This is a genomic window from Sphingomonas sp. T1 (genome assembly GCF_902506585.1).
In the GTDB taxonomy this organism is placed as follows: domain Bacteria; phylum Pseudomonadota; class Alphaproteobacteria; order Sphingomonadales; family Sphingomonadaceae; genus Sphingomonas; species Sphingomonas aerolata.
This window is the reverse complement of the sequence record NZ_LR733911.1, coordinates 1-15,508: the sequence shown is the minus strand read 5'-3', so window position 1 is coordinate 15,508 and position 15,508 is coordinate 1. Positions and strand designations below refer to the sequence as shown.

The window sequence follows — 15,508 nt, the reverse complement described above, 5'->3', positions numbered from 1 at the left end:
CCACCAAAGCCCTTCGAAAGGGCTTCCGTTTGGGGCTGTCGGCTCCGGGCTACGCCCTACGCCGACAGCCCCAAACGGAGTCTCATCTTGATTGACGCTGCTGTCTCACCTTCATCGCCGCGCAGCACTGGTGGATTGCTGCCCGGCCGCTATTGGGCGGAGATCGGGATAAGCGGACGTTCGTTCAGGTTGGGGGCAGGGGGGGGGGCGAAGGGCTGCTTCCTGGTGGAGAGCGGCCCGTCCGATTTGGAGACGCCGAAATCGGTGAACGGCCCTTCGTTCAGCTGTCATCGATCGGCGGCTAAGCTGCGCGGCGAGGAACGCGAACAGGCACTGATGCTGTGGAAGCGCAAAGGCAAGCGGGCGTTTGAGAGCGAGCTCGTTTCCAAACCGCAGACAAGTGACGCTAAGCGGCCATAGCGGCATGGTCTTCTGGCCCCGCCAACAATTGGGGCAGGCCCCGCTCAATCAATTTTGCGCGGGCGGCAAGTGTGAAAGGTCGATTGGGAAGAGTCCGACTGACAATGGTTTTTCGATGCTTTTCGATCAGGTCTGGATCATTGGCGCGCTCGGCTTCCATCGCCCCTTCATAAAGCATGAGCAGCTTGTCAATCTCATCGCCCAAGTCGATCATCACTTGGCGTCGCGCGGCAAGAATGTCCGGCAGGTCAAGGCCATAGAACCGCACACTTGCTTTCACGCGTTCTTTACCTGCATTCGTGCAAGTCTTGGATGACGCCATCAGCCCGTCTGATCCGACGTCGATCAAAGCTACGTCCGCTTCGTTCGTCGGGTCGAGCAACAGCGGCCTTTCTTGCGGAATACAACGATTATCCCAGCACGCGACGGGACTGCCCGTCACCAAAGGAAACCAGCTCGATTTGCCGAATGTCTCGCCAGTCTCTTCGTCTGTGCTCAGCCGGTTTGAGCGTTCGGCGGAATATCGGAAATTGTCCCAGTCAAAGGCAAGCCAAGGGTAGCCATCGTCCTTGACACCGTCGCCGCGCTGGCCCTCTGACTTCGGACGAAAATGATCCACATCATAAGGTGATTGCGGTCCGACCGCTTCAGAATACCAGCACTTGCCATACGACATCGCCCTGAGGTAGCGCTTGAAGCCACGCCATACATGAGACTTCTTCTTGATAAACGCGATACGCTCATCAGCGGGAAGCGCTTCCAGTTGAATTTGCGCCCTTTCGGCGACTTTAAGGACCTTTTCCGGAATCTTTGCCGGGTCACGCTTCACGTAAATCAATGCGCTTTCCCCCGGTCTTCGGATAGCGATTTGATCAGAGCCTGCATGGCGAGTCTGCGTATTTCGATCTGGTCCTGCGTCATTGGCGGTCGGTCGGCATATTTGTAATCCTGCACCGCCTTTAGGAAATCATCGTACAGCGGATCACGGCTTTCGTGCATGAAGCCAAGCCGGTCGAGCTTGTCATTTATGGCGATCAGGTCACGTTCCTGTTTGTCGCTGCGCTCTTCCAAGCGAGCTAACCGGTTGCGCTCGTCGATCTGCTTCTGCGTTTCTGGATCAAGTGTGGTCGGCAAGCCAAATATTTCGGTAAGCGTCGACGTGAAGCCTAGACCACGTGGATCGGCATAGGGTTCGGTGACTAGAATTTGGTCATCCGCCCCCTTCTGCATGACGCGGACCTCTTTCTTGGTCAGCGCCGCAATAGTCAGCGGGTTGTGGGTGGTCATGATGATCTGGCACTTGTCCTCGTCAGCCGCGACTTCGGTCCATTCGCGGATCAGGTCGAGATAGGAGAGCTGCCATGCGGGGTTGAGGTGGGTGTCGGGTTCGTCGAGCAGGAACAGCGCCTCTTTGCCACGTGAGACGCGGATCAGGCCGAGGACCATCAATAGTTGCCGCTCGCCATCGGACAAATCGCTGAAACTGACATCGCCACTATCGTCATTTTTGCGCGTAACCCAAACAATCATTTCGCGGAGCAGGTCGGATATGTCGGCTGCTTCAAGCGCAGCGAACATATCCTGATCAGTCTCAAATTCTGCAGCAAAGGACTGAAGCGCAGCTTTGTCACGAAGAAAACAAGCGAGTTGGGCTTCGGTACGCGGCTTCTGACGGTAGTCATCGACTACCTTGCCGGCCATAGTCAGAGGGTGGAAAGCGATGTCGCGCAAAGTCCTTGCGCAAGTTCCAGCGGGTCCACGGGCCCCCCAGACATCCATCGCCTGTTCGCCAAGCGTATCATATGTGCGCCGTCCTCTGCCGACACCATCCGCCCGGCTTCGCGCCTTCTGCCAGTTCCCATGATTGAACCACGATGGTTCCTTGAAATGTGCGAGAGCCGAGTGAAACCCAGTAATGCCAAGTTTTTCAGTCAGCAGCTTTCTGACGTCGCCATCCGTCCCAGGCTTGGCGAGATAGGACAGCAGCGCGAGAACGCCATGAATGGGCCGACAATAGAATAGTCGGCGAGCGGCTTGAGCAGCCTCGTATTCCTCATCATCACGTTCTTTGTTGATGACGCCATAATAGCGAGATTGGTGATCATCGAATAGCTTCTCAAGCTTTCGCCCCGATCCTGAATAGTAGCCAAAAATCAAATCGGGCATGACCGAGCTTGGCGTAACAAACTCCCCGCCTCGGATTGAAGGTCCGTGCTCGTAGGTAACAATAGAAGCATGTACGCGCCCCTCTCTATTTGAGATGCGTACGTGTTTGCCTCTCAGGATGTACTCAATTTCAAAGTGGAAGCTCGGCGGAGGCAGTTTGAGATCAGAAAACCGGAACACCTCCACAATCGCCTCAATCAGGTTCGATTTCCCGCTGCCATTTTCGCCGATCACAACCGTGGTCAGGCTGTCCTTGTCGAAATCGACTGTGACGTTTTTCAGGTTGCGATAGCCGTCGATGTAGACGCGGAGGAGGCGCATCAGGCGGCTTTCAGTTCTTCGGCGTTGTCGAGGATGTGGCCCTTGTCGATTTCCCAGGCGAGCTGCTTGTAGAAATCGGAGACGGGCAGATCGGCGGCGCGAAACAGGCTTTGCGCGTCGCTAAAGCGGCCAGATTTGAGCAGCCCCGCGAGATATGGCTTGCCCTTCACGTCGTCATCCTGACGGCTTTTGGTCATGGAGACTTTCCTTGCTCTCGTAGGCGCGTTCCCGACCGTGCCCGTTGCAGACACGGTCACTGGTCCCAAGGTGATTTCGGCGGTGCCCGTGATAGGCGGCAGGTTCGCCCTGCCTCCGCGCTTTCCCTTCGGCGCTATGCCCGGTTCTGCCTTGATTCGTTCCAGCACCTTGGCCGCTGGTTCGTCATTGGTGTCCTGCGGCACCAACTTGCCCTGAAAGGCTTTGGCGAGGATGGCGGCGTCGAGTTTGGGGAGGAGGCGGGCGGCGGCAGCGTGATCGGCGGCCATGCGGTCAAGCCAGCCAAAGGCGGAATCGATGCGGCGGACGATTTCGGCCTGTTCGTCCAAGCTGGGTAACAAGAACCGAAATGCTGCTATTTTCTTTGCGTTGATGTTCGATTGGCTCACACCGTCTGTCTTCACTGCCCAGCAGTAATTCCGTCCCGCGGGGCCATTGAGGCTGTAAGTGAGGTATTCCGGCATCAACTTCTCAGTGCATTGGATGCGTATCAAATATCCCGCATAAACTGCGTCTTGTTCGCCCTTGTAGAGCGCCGTCTTCCCAACCAGCTCAGGACTGTTGGTTCGATTGAAAAGCACGTCGCCGGGAATCAGCGTGTATTTCTTGATCTCGGCCTTTTCGGACGTGAAGACGAGATTTGTCCAATCCAGTTTTCCATCCTGAATGTTACCCATGCGGAGCACCGGTACTTCACCGGACGGGGCCGACTTTGCTGAGGTTCCGTACGAAAATCCCTTCGCTACGTCGACCAGCGCAACCTCTTTGGCGTCACTCAAACCCTTTGCTGCTCGCCAACCCGCCGTCAGTTCCCCCGAAAAGGCCAGCGCGAGGAGGCGTTGTTTGTAGCGGGCGATGAGGGTGGGGATGCGGTCCAGCTCTTTGCGGGCGCGGGCGGTGCGCGCGGTCAACCCATCCACCGTCGCCACAATCCGCCGCTGTTCCGGGATTGGCGGCACCGGCAAGCGAAGTTGCTTTAATTTGCCACCGGCGACCCGTTGCCTTGTAGTTCCACCGGCCTCACTTAAGATTTCCGCTCGCACTGCGGGGGAGTTGATTGTGTGCATCAGCCAACGCGTGTCTGCTCCCGCCAACTCTCGGTCAGGACGCCAAACAAAGACGTCTACTGCGGTTACGGCGTGCTGCCCTATGTCAGGAAAAATGCACGCCCGACCGAGCGGGTCTGGCATACGAGCAATCAGAACATCGCCATTTTGCAAATAGGTGCAGTTCAGACGTTCTACTGACTCAACGTTCATGAACCGCTGCGACTTATTGACGAAAAAGCCGTCACCAATGTCAGCAAGCTGGATTAGCCGAACCGACCCCATGGGGTCTTGATCCTTGCTCTCGACCCAGTCGCCGTCCGTGACGACACTATTTTGACCGGCAAGCTCCAGTACCGTGGCTTCAGCCCATCCCTGCGGCAACTCGCTCATGCGCCCACCCCATCGGCAGCGATGCGCGCTTGCTTCACGTCATTATAGCTCCGCTTCTCGCCCTTCACCTTCCATTCGGACAGGCCATTGCTGTTGCGATCCAGCACGACGGCGGCAGCGGCGGAGGGGCTGGAGAAGCTGTAGGGTTTGACGAAGGTATACCGGCCATCGGCACCGGGTTGCAGCACGCCTTGCTTGACCAGGTTGTCTTTCAGCGCACCATAACTCTGTTGGACATAGCCGGTATCCTTCAGCGCCTGCGACCCTTCGAGGACAACGAATTCGCCATCTTCCTCCACCGCCTGCGCCTGCACGCCGGACTTGTGGCGAATTTCGAATGTCATCTCGCCGCTGGTGCGCTGCGCCACCGGGGTGGCCGTCTGAGTGACAGCGCGCGGCTGGGGCTTGAGCAGATCGAGGCCGACCACGGGCAGGATGATTTTCAGATTGACGAGGAACTGTTCCATGTTCGCCTGATCCGCCTCTGGCAGACGGCGGCGCTGCCCGGCGGGGCTGGTGCCGTTGTCCAGCGTGACGCGGTTGGCCTGCGCCGCCATCTGGATCAGCCGCGCTTCCAGATACTCCACATGGCCCTTGGACAGATCATCATCGCTGGTGGTGACGGCAATCGCGGTTTCCCAAAACTCGCGCTGCGCCGCGCTCTGCTTGATCCGCTCGCGCACGCTGTTGGCCGATCCGATGTACGCGCGCGTGCCGCCCACCGCTTCTGCGTCCGGCCCGGAGAGAATGTAGATGCCCGTCCGGTCCAGCTCTGGCCGGGCCGTGAGCGCGGCGAAGGTGGTGCCGGTGGCGACGAAGGTGAGACCAGTCCAGCCGTGAATGGTCGCCTTGCGCAAGCCGGTGGGCGTGCCATCGACGAGAAAAAGCTGGATGGTGCGACCGAAGGTTTCGGGGGTCATATCTTTGGCTCCCGATCAACAAGATAGGGCCTTGCAGTTTTGTCCTTGGTCAAGCGTGGACGAAACGTCTGCACTGGCTGGCGTTCTTCCTGAACTTCAAATTCGACCTTTTTGCCTTTGAGCTCTGTAGGACGCCAATAGATGGCCCAAATCCCGAGCGCTGCACCAATCCAGCAGGCAATGCTCACGATTTCCGTCAAGCTTATGGAAGCCTGAACGTCCGATGGCTGCAATGTCCAGTTGGGGTTCGCAACATGAGATGCTGCCGCCAACAAAAACAACCAGAAAACGAAGAAACAGATGCTCAATCTGTCGTTCACGCCAGAGACTGACCAACGAAGACCATATTTTCCGACATATGCAGTCTTGTGAAGTCGACCTTCAAAGTCGTCTTCCAGCATGTCGATATGATGCTCCCAATTCTCTTGCCAGAATTTCGAGCCCTGAGCTGAGAACCAACCTGCCGCCGCCGTAACCGTGCCAAGCGCAGCGAGTGCCACGGGCACTGCCACAGGGACTCCGTCGGCCCCGCCTTTCCAAATTAAGCCGATTGCAGCGAAAACGGCTGCTTGCAACAACCAGAAATAATTCGCCCGCTTCCAATAAAGCTGGATTTCGAACTTCCTGATTTCATGAGCGCGTTCAAGCGCGGCCTTCCTCATGCTGTAGTTTAGATCGAAAAATGGCGTCCCCGAATCACGCAGATCGTTGACGGGTTCCAAATCCCGCTGGAGGCCTGTCGTCTCCAAATAGACTTTACAAGTCACGCCTCAACCTCTTCGGTCTCGGCCAGTTCGTCAGCAACCGCCTCGATCTCCTCCAGCGCGGCGCGCAGGTGGCCAAGGATTGCGGCGGCGATGTCATCGGGTTCGGTCAAGCCTTCCTCGACCTCTTCCTCGTCCTCGCGGAGCCAGGAAATGTCGAGGTTATCATTGCGCTTGTCGATGTCTTCGCGCGTGAAGACGCGGAACCGCCCGGTCTCGCCTTCGTCCGTACGCTTGGCTGTGCCGAGCGGGTCAGCGCCGTAGGCCTTGATAAAGGGCGCGAAATCGCCTGCCGCCAGCACACGGTTTCTGCCGAAGTTGGGCATTTGCGCCCGCAGGTCATAGAACCATACCTTCTTGGTCGCGCCGATACGTTCTTCGGACTTCTTGGTGAGGAACATGACGTTGGTTTTCACGCCCTGCGCATAGAAAATGCCGGTAGGCAGGCGCAGGATGGTGTGCAGATCGCACAAGTCCATCAGCCAATTGCGCAGATCGCGGCCCATATTGTCTTCGAACAGGATGTTGTCAGGAATGACGATGGCCGCGCGTCCACCGACCTTCAGGCCGCGCACAACATGTTCCATGAACGGGAGGGGACCTTTGCGTGATCCTGCCGTTATCACAAAATCGCTGCGGGTGGTGCTTTCTGGAAACTTGTTGAATGGCGGATTGGTTAGGATGAGGTCGGCGGGGTCAAATTTTTCGGCATCCGATGTCAGCGCATCAATGCAGTCAATCGGCTGGTCAATGCCGTGCAACAGCAGGTTCATCGTGTTGAGCCGGTGCGTGCCAGTGATCAACTCCGCGCCCTGATAATTGCCATTGCGCTGCGCAAACGCGGTTTCCTTGGAAACTTTCGTCAGCTCATCCGTGTCGCGCAAGATGGTGCGGTGTGCGGAAATAAGGAATCCGCCGGTCCCGGCAGCGGGGTCCTGGATGATTTCGCCTGCCTTGGGTTGGACAAGTTCGATGATGGTATCGATCAACGGGCGAGGCGTGAAATACTGCCCGGCCTTCGATTTTCGCTCTGAAGTCGTGCGTTCCAGCAGCCCTTCGTAAAGATCACCGAGGCCATCCTCCTCCGCCGCATACCAGTCAACATTATCAATGGTGGTGATCAGCGAAGTGAGTGCCGTGGCCTTGGTCAGCGAGGTCTTGGCATCGGTAAAAACCTGATTGACCAGCGGGAAATTGACTTTCGATTTGGCTCCGAGCGAAACCAGCAAGGTGCGATAAAACTGAAGGCGCTGCTCGCCCTCCTTCTTTCGGAGGGCGCTCCAGCGGTATTCAGCTGGCAGGCGGTCTTCGAGCTTCTTGCCATCGCGCGACACTTCCTCAAGCATCTTCAGCAGCAGGAGATAGGTCAGCTCAGTCACGTATTCGTAGTAGCTGACGCCGCCGCCTTGCAGGCTTTTGCTGGCGTTCCACAGCTTTTGAACGGTCTCCCGCGCTCTAGGTCCGTTCATTACCCTACTTTTTTCCAGATTTTTTCAGAGAGGTCGCGAACGACCTGTTCCAACTCGCCATTAAAGACCCAGTCGATCCGTGGCCAGCCACCAAGCGATGCAAACGGTTCCGCATCGAATGCGGCCCGATCCACCACGATTTGAAGCTCAAGCTGCCGCCCGATCCGCTCGATCCATTTGCGCTGAACATCGGTCCATTGGCGCTTGCGCAGGATTGCTTCGACAGCATGACGGACGCGCTCCGCATAGGAAACAAGCGGGTCACCTATCGCAGCCTGGCGGATGTAGCCAATGATCGAGGCGGCCGAGCGGAATAGGTGGACGTCTCTGAGTCCCAAACGAGGTTTGACCCTCTACAAAGCTGACGAGATCGTCCTGGGCATGGCTGAGCGGGATGAGGAACGCCGGGGATCAGGCCCAGCGAAACTCGGTCTCGTTCAGCCAAAGCGAATGGAGTAATGCGGCGAGCTTCCGTGCGACGGCCGTTCTGGCACGCCTGGGCCCTTTAGCTTCGGCGATTTTCCTGCCCCACGCCTGAAGGACAAACGGCCGCTTCACCTGCGACAGTGCGACGTTGGCCGCTTCGTAAAGCGCCTTACGCAACATGGGATCTCCCGCCTTGGAGATATGTCCGCTCACATCGCGTTCTCCCGATTGACTGCGTCGGGGGGACAAGCCCCGCATAGGCGCCGACATCCTCGCTTCTTGCGAAACGGTGGGGGTCTTCGATGGTAGCAGTGAAGGTAAGGGCCGTGATCGGTCCGACACCAGGAACGCTCATCAGCCGGGCGCAGACCTTGTCCGCCTTTGCCGGGTCGTTGAGCAGGCGATTGGAGGCGCGCAGTTGCTCCTCAATGGCTTCCATGGCCGCAATAAGCGGGGCGAACAGAGGCGTCAGATCTGGGCGCTGCGCATGGAAGGCGGCCAGGCGTTCGGCACGCCGACCCGGTGTTCTGGCAGTACCCATGCGCAGGCCGAACAGCTTCAGGAGCCTGCGCAACTGATTGGCCATGGACGTCCGCGCGGTGATGAGCTGGGCGCGAATACGCAGGGCTGCCCTGTCGATATGCGTGGCCGACGCTTTCATGTGAACCCGCTTGTACCAGCCAGTGCGGGCCAGCTGCGCGAGCCCTTCTGCATCGTGCACATCACTTTTGTTTACCCGCGCGGAAAGGACACCTTACCGTCGGCGTCGACCACGCAGATATGCGTCGTCTTGTCGCTCACATCCAATCCTGCGTAAATCGACATCGGTCACCCTCCTGCATTGAAGCGCCAAGGCGACTTCGTACCATGCACGAGGGTGGCTACATCAATTACGCGGTGTCCCAGTTTTCGCCGTTCCAGCGGAGCCGCAGGGTGATCGGGCACTGATGAATGAATGTCGGAAGTTGGGCGCGTGAAAAGGCGCTGGGAATGGCGGAAACTGGGTCGTGACCGCCGAGACAGCCATCGACCAGTTCAAGCCATCGCTGCGTTAGCCGGCGAACGGCTGCTCCCGACAGATCCTTCCGTTCGCGTGGCACAAACCGGACAGGCAGCAACGGGCCCGAATTGGCCGCTCGCGACGCTCTCGATCGTTCCTGCATGCGGTCGTCCGTGCAAATTGGTTGGCGCCACCGATGGGTAAGCTGGAGCGAACAGCGCCCGGTCGACCGTGATGCAGTGGTAGTCCAGTTGGTTCTACCGCAGGAAAAACCTCCTGAGCTGGCGTTGGCCCGGCCGGCATCCATGCCGCCGAATAGTGATGCGAAGCCGTCGCCTGCTAGAATCGAAAGCCCAGCGTTGCCATAACGTTGCGCGGTGCGGCCATGAAGCAGTCCCCACGCGCGAGGCAGGAGGCGAAACCTCGGTTGTCCAGCAAGTTGGTCGCATTGATGGCCAGGCGCCACTTGTCCCAGCTGATCTCCGCCAGAGCATCGACCGTCGTACGCGACGGGGTGACGATCGTGTACAGTGTGCCGGGCGCGATCCCGGGGTTGAGACCATAGGGGTCGAGCGGCCCGGTCGACTTGCTCTTGCCGCTATACACCACGCCCGCACCGAGCCTCAGCTGCGGCCCGCTGCTGTCCCCGAAGGTCTTGGTCGACCAGATCGACGCGGTGTGGCGCGGCATATAGTCGAGACTGGTGTTCGCCTCGGAATCGAGCTGGCTGTAGCCATAGTTCAGGAGCAGCTCGAAATTGCCCGGCAGGACGCGGCTCGCCTCGAACTCGATGCCCTTGGTGGACAATTTGCCGGACTGGGTCGTCACGTTGTTGGCCAGATAGAGGACGCGGTTGCGCTCCTTGATCTTGAAACCGGTCACGGTGACCAGCGTTCGGGGATCGGGCTGCCATTTTACACCCGCCTCGTATTGCGTGCCCATCTGCGGTTTGAAGGGGTCGGTCGGGACGCCGCCAGGCCCCGTCAGCCGGCCGGCGATCGGCAGGAAGCTTTCGGTGTAGCTGAAGAAGGGCGAGACGCCTGCGCCGAGCTCGCCAATGATGCCGGCGCGGAAGGTCGTGGCATTGTCCTCCTGGCCCGAGGAGTTGGTCACATGGTCACGGCGGGCGCCAACAATCACCGACATGCGATCGAAGAAGCGGATCTGGTCCTGGACATAGACGCCGAGCTGCTTCTGCGAATCATAGGCAAACGGGCCGCTGGGGTCGTAGGTCTGCAGCGATGCATAATCGATGTCGTATAGATCAACCGTCTCCAACGCCGTGGTCGCGAACCTCTTGCCGACCTTGTTCCAGCTATAGTCGAGGCCGGCCAGCAGCGTGTGCTCGATCTCTGCGCCGGTATTGAACTTGAGCTGGACGTTGTTGTCGGTCGAGAAGACGTTCATCCGCGCATCGCTGGCGTCTGCATACAGCCCGATGGTGCGGCCATCGGTGCCATAAACCGCGAACGGATTGGTCGGGTTGGTATAGCTGTCGGCGTAATGGGTGAAATATTCGAGGTCGCTGTCGATGTATCGTGCCTTCAGGCTGATACGAAGATTGTCCGAGAAGCGATGGACCAGCGACCCGCCACCCTGGAGCGAGCGGCCGGCATAGCGGTCCCAGCCGGCCTTGCCGACGAATGTGTAGGGATCGAGCTGCCCGCCCGGATTGCCGGGATTGGGCGCGAAAGTGCCGACGATCGGCAGGAACTGCGAGGTCGAGCCGGTGTCGTCCTTCTGGTACAGGCCGGTCAGGATCAGATCGGTATCCGCCGTCGGCTGCCAGCGGATCGACGGTGCGAACATCACGCGGTCGTCGGGAACATGATCGATGAAGGTGTCGGAATCGCGCACGCGTCCGACCGCACGGATCGCCAGCGTGTCGCTGAGCGCCAGGTTGATATCCCCTAGCGCCTCCTTGCGGTCATAGCTGCCATAAACGAGGTTCAGCTCGCCGCTGGTGCGGAACTCGGGCGTCTTGGAGACGAGGTTGATGAGACCGCCGATCGAGCCCTGGCCGAACAGCACCGATGCCGGGCCACGTACGATCTCGACCCGCGAGAAATTATACGGGTCCGAGGGGATGCTGGCATAATAGGAGAAAATGTCTCGCATGCCGTCGCGGAACTGCAGCGCGCTGATGCCGCGGACGTTGAAGCCATCGACTCGCGTATCGCGGCCATAGGGATTGGCGAGGACGCCGGCGGCGTACTTCACGGTGTCGCTGATGTTGATCGCGCCCTGCGACAGATACTGGTCGGCCGGGATGATGGTGAGCGGCTGCGGTAGCTCGATCAGCGGGGTTTCGGTCTTTGTGCCGGCGATGGTGCCGGTCACCACGATGTCGTTTTCCGGTGCGGGCGGCTCCGCATTCTGAGCCCAGGCCGCAGAACTGGCCAGCATGCTCGCCACCCCGGCCGCAACGATCAACTTCCCCATATTCCGCCCCTTCGTCTCACTGCAGTCCGATTGTGGGCGCTCTTATATATTTGCGAAAGATTATCAATTGCATTAAGCTTGCCTTGCTTGACGCGCACGAAACCGATCCAGTCTCGTCATCGATGGGCGCGAACTCTGCTGGCCGGGCCAAGCGCGATCGTGGTGACACTGATGTCGCTTGCCGGCAAGCCGCCGCACCCGCCGCTGCGCCCGCCTTGGGGGAGGCCCAATGATCCATCTGAAGAAGGAAGAGACCAAGGCGATGGTCGCGGTGCACGGCTGGTCTGGCATCCTGCTCGGCCTACTGCTCTATGCCGTGGTGCTGACGGGCACCGTGGCGGTCTTCGCGCACGAAATCGGCGCATGGTCGGCCGGCCATCTCGCCACGCGCTCGTCGTTCCAGCAGCCGATCGACGCGACGATGCGCCGCCTGACCGCGCAGACCCCGCCGCACTATGGCGAGGCGGTCAATCTGTTCGAGATCGGCGATCACGGCCTGGGCGTGTTCTTTCACCGCCACCAACCCAATGCGAAGGGCGTCCCCGCTGAGAAAGGCGTCCCAGGCCAGCTTTAGTGGCCGGTCGAGCGACCGTCTGGCTAAGATTAACGGGCGTCTGAGTTTGGAAAGCCGGGGAGGGCATTTAACGGCGACTTATGGGTCCTGTTCGCAATTCTCTATGATCTGAGCAGGTTGACGTTCTCAAAGTAGCGGTCCGAAGAGATAGTGGACCAAAATGCCGGCCTGAGCCTTCCCCGGCTATTCTCGTTGCGGAACCTGCCTTGATGACCTCGCTGCCGACCCGACGTTAAGCGAGATAATCCGACCTCCAGTCGCTCATTTTGACTTGAAGGCGCGCGTTAACCCTCGTTCGCTTGCGGGAACCATGGCCGCATCCTAACCCTCGCACCGTCGCAACCCAAGGAGCCGCATATTGTCCGTCAAACTGATGCTAGCGGCTCTACTGTCCACCACGCTGGCGACTGCCGCGGCGAGGGGGCAGGCGGTACCCGCGCCGGTCGTGCAGCCGGGTGAGAGCGCAGACGACGCGCGTTTGAAGCAGCTGTTCTACAACAGCGATGAGTCGAGCTTGAAGCGTCATCCCATCGAGGCGGTTTTCCGTGGCGACCTGCGCTACGCCGACCGGTTTGGCGACTATCTGACCGATGCGTATCTCGCGGCCGAGCGCGCGGCAGTGGAGCATGACCTCGCGACCCTGAACACAATCGATCGTACCAAGCTGACCCCGACAGATCAGATCGCCTATGACGTCTTCAAGACGCGAAACGAGACTGATCTCGCCGGTTTTGCGCCCGCGCTCTTGAAGGTGCAGCGCGACCTGCCGATCGACCATATGAACGGGTTTCAGACCTTCTATCCTGATTTCGCGTCGGGCAACGGCGCCGCGCCGTTCAAGACGCTCGCCGACTATGAGAACAATCTGAAGCGCAACGCGAAATATGCCGTTGTCCTCGACCGCGCGATCGGACTGTTCCGGCAGGGGATGAAGGACAAGATCGTCCAGCCTAAGCTGGTCGTCACCAACATGATCCAGGAGTTCGACAACCTCATCGCGGAAGGGGTCGAGGGCTCGACCTTCTACGGCCCAGTGAAGACGTTTCCGGCAACGATCCCCGCAGCGGACCAGGCGCGTCTGAAGGCGGCCTATGGCGCGCAGATTCGCGACGTGATCATACCTGCGCATCGGCAGATGCGCGATTTCCTCGTTAACGTCTATCTGCCTGCCGCGCGCGACACGGTAGGTCTTTCCTCCCTGCCCGGCGGCGACGCCTATTATACTTTTCTGATCCGGCAAAACACGACGCTGCCAATGACCGCGGAGCAGGTTCATCAGCTCGGCCTAACCGAGGTCGCGCGAATCCTGAAGGGCATGGAAGCGCAGAAACAGGCGGTCGGGTTCAAGGGCGACCTGCCGACGTTCTTCGCCTTCCTACGCACCGACAAGCAATTCCAGCCGAGCTCGGTGGACCAGTTGCGCGACGGTTACCGGGCAATCGAGGCGCGTATCTCCAAACTAATCCCCGAGCAATTCTCGCTGACGCCGAAGACGACACTGGATATCCGCCCGGTCCCGGCGTTCAAGGAAAAGACCGAGGCGGCCGGATCGTACAACGGGGGCACGCCCGACGGGTCGCGACCGGGCGTGTTCTACTACAACACCTACGACCTGCCCTCGCGGTACACGTGGGAAATGGAAACGCTGTTCCTCCACGAGGGCGTACCGGGGCATCATTTCCAGATCAGCCTTGCGCAGGAAAACACCGCGCTGCCCGCGTTCATGCGGTTCGGTGGCAACACCGCCTATGTCGAGGGTTGGGCGCTCTATGCCGAAAGCCTGTGGAAGGAGCTCGGCATGGAGACCGATCCGTATGAGCGGATGGGCGGGCTGAACGACGAAATGCTGCGCGCGATGCGGCTGGTGGTCGACAGCGGGATCCACGCCAAGGGTTGGACGCGCGACCAGGCGATCGACTACATGCTCGCCAACTCGCCGATGGCGCGCACCGATGCGACTGCTGAGGTCGAGCGCTACATCGCTATTCCGGGACAGGCGCTCGCCTACAAGATCGGCCAGCTGACGATCGCGGGGACCAAGGCAAAGGCGCGGGCGATGCTTGGCCCGAAGTTCGATCCGCGCGATTTTCATGCGCAGGTGCTTGATACCGGAGCGCTGCCGATGCCGGTGCTAGAGGCTAAGATCGACAAGTGGATCGCTGCTGGCGGCGGTGCGGCGAAGCGAGCGGCCGCCCGATAGCCAAGCGGGCTCGACGTGCCCTGACGGCTAAACAGGCTTGCCCGTATTGAATCCGCAGGGACGGCGGCACGGTCTCGAAGCGTAAGTTCTATGCAGTCAGCCCCTTGGTAAACCAGTCGACGCCGTTGAGATTTTGTCCCGTCCGAATCCGGAATTTGGATCAGGGCACAGTGACTGGTGGCCGTTGAGCTGAGCGGGACGAAGATGAATGAGCGACCGTCTGGGGGAGCGGCGGGCGCTGCTTGAATGTCGCTTCCATCCGACTGTTGGCCCCTAAAGCCACCCTTTGGATCTCTGAGAAGACGAAGTTAAGATCACGCGACGGGCGGACTTTCCTTTTTCGCGTTTTAGCCGCAAGTAACGGCTAGATGGCTCTCTCACCCGACTATTATTCTGTCCTAGGGGTGCCCTCGACGGCAAGTCGAGAAACTATCCACGCCGCGTGGAAAGCGCTGCTCCGTCAATATCACCCCGATGCCAATCATGGTGCGGATGTTTCTGCTCGTGCGAAAGCGATCAACGAGGCGTATTCCGTTTTGGGAAAGAAGGAATCACGCGCCGCCTACGATCGCTCGCAGATCAGGCCGTCTGCCCACCGAGCGACTGGGGACCGTCCGTTTCACCCCAGGAAAGCCGGCAGGCGCCCGATGCGACCTAGCCCGTCGATGCAGCCCAGCGGTAGCTTCTCGCAGCCGCTAGAGACCAACGAATGGCTGATGGGCCTTTTCCTGCTGATCCTCACCGCCGCACCCATCGCTACAATCCTAGTTCTGTGGAATGAGGAATCTGGATTGGCACCTACAGTTCGACGTAGCGTCGCCGCTCATCCCGTGCCTGAACCTCCTGCAAATGGCGTCCAAAGCTCATCGGGCACAAAACCCGGACTCGGACAGCCTGCATCCTAAACTATCGCCCAACCGCGACATTCGAATTCGCAGGGTTAGCCGCCAAAAGCAGTCGTAACGCGGAGATGAACGAGCGGCGGTAGTTGGGAAGCTGGGCAGGGGGCGGGGACGTCTGCTTCTGTGAAGGAAATCGGGCACCGGCAGGTGTACGATTTCCTCCAAAGCAGGAAGCCGCGGGCCTCGGATGCTGACCTATGGGTTTTTCGGTTTTCGGCTGCTGGGCCGCCGGGCGGGACAGCCCGCAGC

14 protein-coding genes are annotated in these 15,508 nt (G+C 59.5%); 4 read left to right on the top strand and 10 right to left on the bottom strand.

The genetic code is table 11. The features are described 5' to 3' along the window. Positions 1 to 87 precede the first annotated feature (87 nt). Positions 88 to 420, top strand: a complete 333-nt coding sequence (locus GV027_RS20620; RefSeq protein WP_236559436.1) for a hypothetical protein — start codon at positions 88 to 90, stop codon at positions 418 to 420. On the opposite strand, the gene GV027_RS20615 is transcribed toward GV027_RS20620, so the two are convergent. The 10 genes from GV027_RS20615 to GV027_RS20570 all read right to left on the bottom strand — a co-directional run bounded on the left by GV027_RS20615 (position 407) and on the right by GV027_RS20570 (position 11,583). After that, positions 407 to 1,258, bottom strand: a complete 852-nt coding sequence (locus tag GV027_RS20615) for a hypothetical protein (protein WP_159513464.1) — start codon at positions 1,256 to 1,258, stop codon at positions 407 to 409. The genes GV027_RS20620 and GV027_RS20615 overlap by 14 nt on opposite strands. Then, entirely contained in the window at positions 1,255 to 2,907 is a 1,653-nt protein-coding gene (locus GV027_RS20610) for an AAA family ATPase (RefSeq protein WP_159513463.1), read from the bottom strand. The genes GV027_RS20615 and GV027_RS20610 overlap by 4 nt, the downstream gene beginning before the upstream one ends. Next, entirely contained in the window at positions 2,907 to 4,562 is a 1,656-nt protein-coding gene (locus GV027_RS20605; RefSeq protein WP_159513462.1) for a restriction endonuclease subunit S, read from the bottom strand. The genes GV027_RS20610 and GV027_RS20605 overlap by 1 nt, the downstream gene beginning before the upstream one ends. Continuing rightward, a complete protein-coding gene (locus GV027_RS20600; protein ID WP_159513461.1) occupies positions 4,559 to 5,482 on the bottom strand; it encodes a GIY-YIG nuclease family protein in 924 nt (307 codons plus the stop codon). Before GV027_RS20600 ends, GV027_RS20605 begins: the two co-directional genes overlap by 4 nt. Continuing rightward, positions 5,479 to 6,249 carry a RipA family octameric membrane protein gene (locus GV027_RS20595; protein WP_236559435.1) on the bottom strand — a complete coding sequence of 257 codons (771 nt, stop codon included), beginning with the start codon at positions 6,247 to 6,249 and terminating at the stop codon, positions 5,479 to 5,481. Before GV027_RS20595 ends, GV027_RS20600 begins: the two co-directional genes overlap by 4 nt. After that, a complete protein-coding gene (locus tag GV027_RS20590) occupies positions 6,246 to 7,715 on the bottom strand; it encodes an HsdM family class I SAM-dependent methyltransferase (protein ID WP_159513459.1) in 1,470 nt (489 codons plus the stop codon). Before GV027_RS20590 ends, GV027_RS20595 begins: the two co-directional genes overlap by 4 nt. Continuing rightward, entirely contained in the window at positions 7,715 to 8,053 is a 339-nt protein-coding gene (locus GV027_RS20585) for a type I restriction-modification enzyme R subunit C-terminal domain-containing protein (protein ID WP_201302731.1), read from the bottom strand. Before GV027_RS20585 ends, GV027_RS20590 begins: the two co-directional genes overlap by 1 nt. A 73-nt stretch (positions 8,054 to 8,126) precedes the next feature. Continuing rightward, entirely contained in the window at positions 8,127 to 8,399 is a 273-nt protein-coding gene (locus GV027_RS20580; protein WP_443029573.1) for a transposase, read from the bottom strand. After that, a complete protein-coding gene (locus GV027_RS20575) occupies positions 8,311 to 8,862 on the bottom strand; it encodes a transposase (protein ID WP_159513457.1) in 552 nt (183 codons plus the stop codon). The genes GV027_RS20580 and GV027_RS20575 overlap by 89 nt, the downstream gene beginning before the upstream one ends. A 618-nt stretch (positions 8,863 to 9,480) precedes the next feature. Then, on the bottom strand, positions 9,481 to 11,583 hold the full coding sequence (locus tag GV027_RS20570; protein ID WP_159513456.1) for a TonB-dependent siderophore receptor: 2,103 nt from the start codon (positions 11,581 to 11,583) through the stop codon (positions 9,481 to 9,483). A gap of 229 nt (positions 11,584 to 11,812) precedes the next feature. On the opposite strand from GV027_RS20570, the gene GV027_RS20565 reads away from it, so the two are divergent. The 3 genes from GV027_RS20565 to GV027_RS21985 all read left to right on the top strand — a co-directional run bounded on the left by GV027_RS20565 (position 11,813) and on the right by GV027_RS21985 (position 15,262). Then, complete coding sequence (locus GV027_RS20565) at positions 11,813 to 12,157, top strand: PepSY-associated TM helix domain-containing protein (RefSeq protein WP_159513455.1); 345 nt, start codon at positions 11,813 to 11,815, stop codon at positions 12,155 to 12,157. Between the two features lie 373 nt (positions 12,158 to 12,530). Further along, the gene (locus tag GV027_RS20560) at positions 12,531 to 14,357 is read left to right on the top strand and encodes a DUF885 domain-containing protein (RefSeq protein ID WP_159513465.1); all 1,827 of its coding nucleotides are present in this window, start codon (positions 12,531 to 12,533) and stop codon (positions 14,355 to 14,357) included. 368 nt (positions 14,358 to 14,725) lie between these two features. Next, entirely contained in the window at positions 14,726 to 15,262 is a 537-nt protein-coding gene (locus GV027_RS21985) for a J domain-containing protein (RefSeq protein ID WP_107959144.1), read from the top strand. Positions 15,263 to 15,508 lie beyond the last annotated feature (246 nt).

Coding starts and splice junctions, on each gene's coding strand:
- GV027_RS20610 (WP_159513463.1), bottom strand. CDS start 2,907: ATGCGCCTCCTCCGCGTCTACATCGACGGCTATCGCAACCTGAAAAAC.
- GV027_RS20605 (WP_159513462.1), bottom strand. CDS start 4,562: ATGAGCGAGTTGCCGCAGGGATGGGCTGAAGCCACGGTACTGGAGCTT.
- GV027_RS20600 (WP_159513461.1), bottom strand. CDS start 5,482: ATGACCCCCGAAACCTTCGGTCGCACCATCCAGCTTTTTCTCGTCGAT.
- GV027_RS20590 (WP_159513459.1), bottom strand. CDS start 7,715: ATGAACGGACCTAGAGCGCGGGAGACCGTTCAAAAGCTGTGGAACGCC.
- GV027_RS20580 (WP_443029573.1), bottom strand. CDS start 8,399: ATGCGGGGCTTGTCCCCCCGACGCAGTCAATCGGGAGAACGCGATGTG.
- GV027_RS20570 (WP_159513456.1), bottom strand. CDS start 11,583: ATGGGGAAGTTGATCGTTGCGGCCGGGGTGGCGAGCATGCTGGCCAGT.
- GV027_RS20565 (WP_159513455.1), top strand. CDS start 11,813: ATGATCCATCTGAAGAAGGAAGAGACCAAGGCGATGGTCGCGGTGCAC.
- GV027_RS20560 (WP_159513465.1), top strand. CDS start 12,531: ATGCTAGCGGCTCTACTGTCCACCACGCTGGCGACTGCCGCGGCGAGG.
- GV027_RS21985 (WP_107959144.1), top strand. CDS start 14,726: ATGGCTCTCTCACCCGACTATTATTCTGTCCTAGGGGTGCCCTCGACG.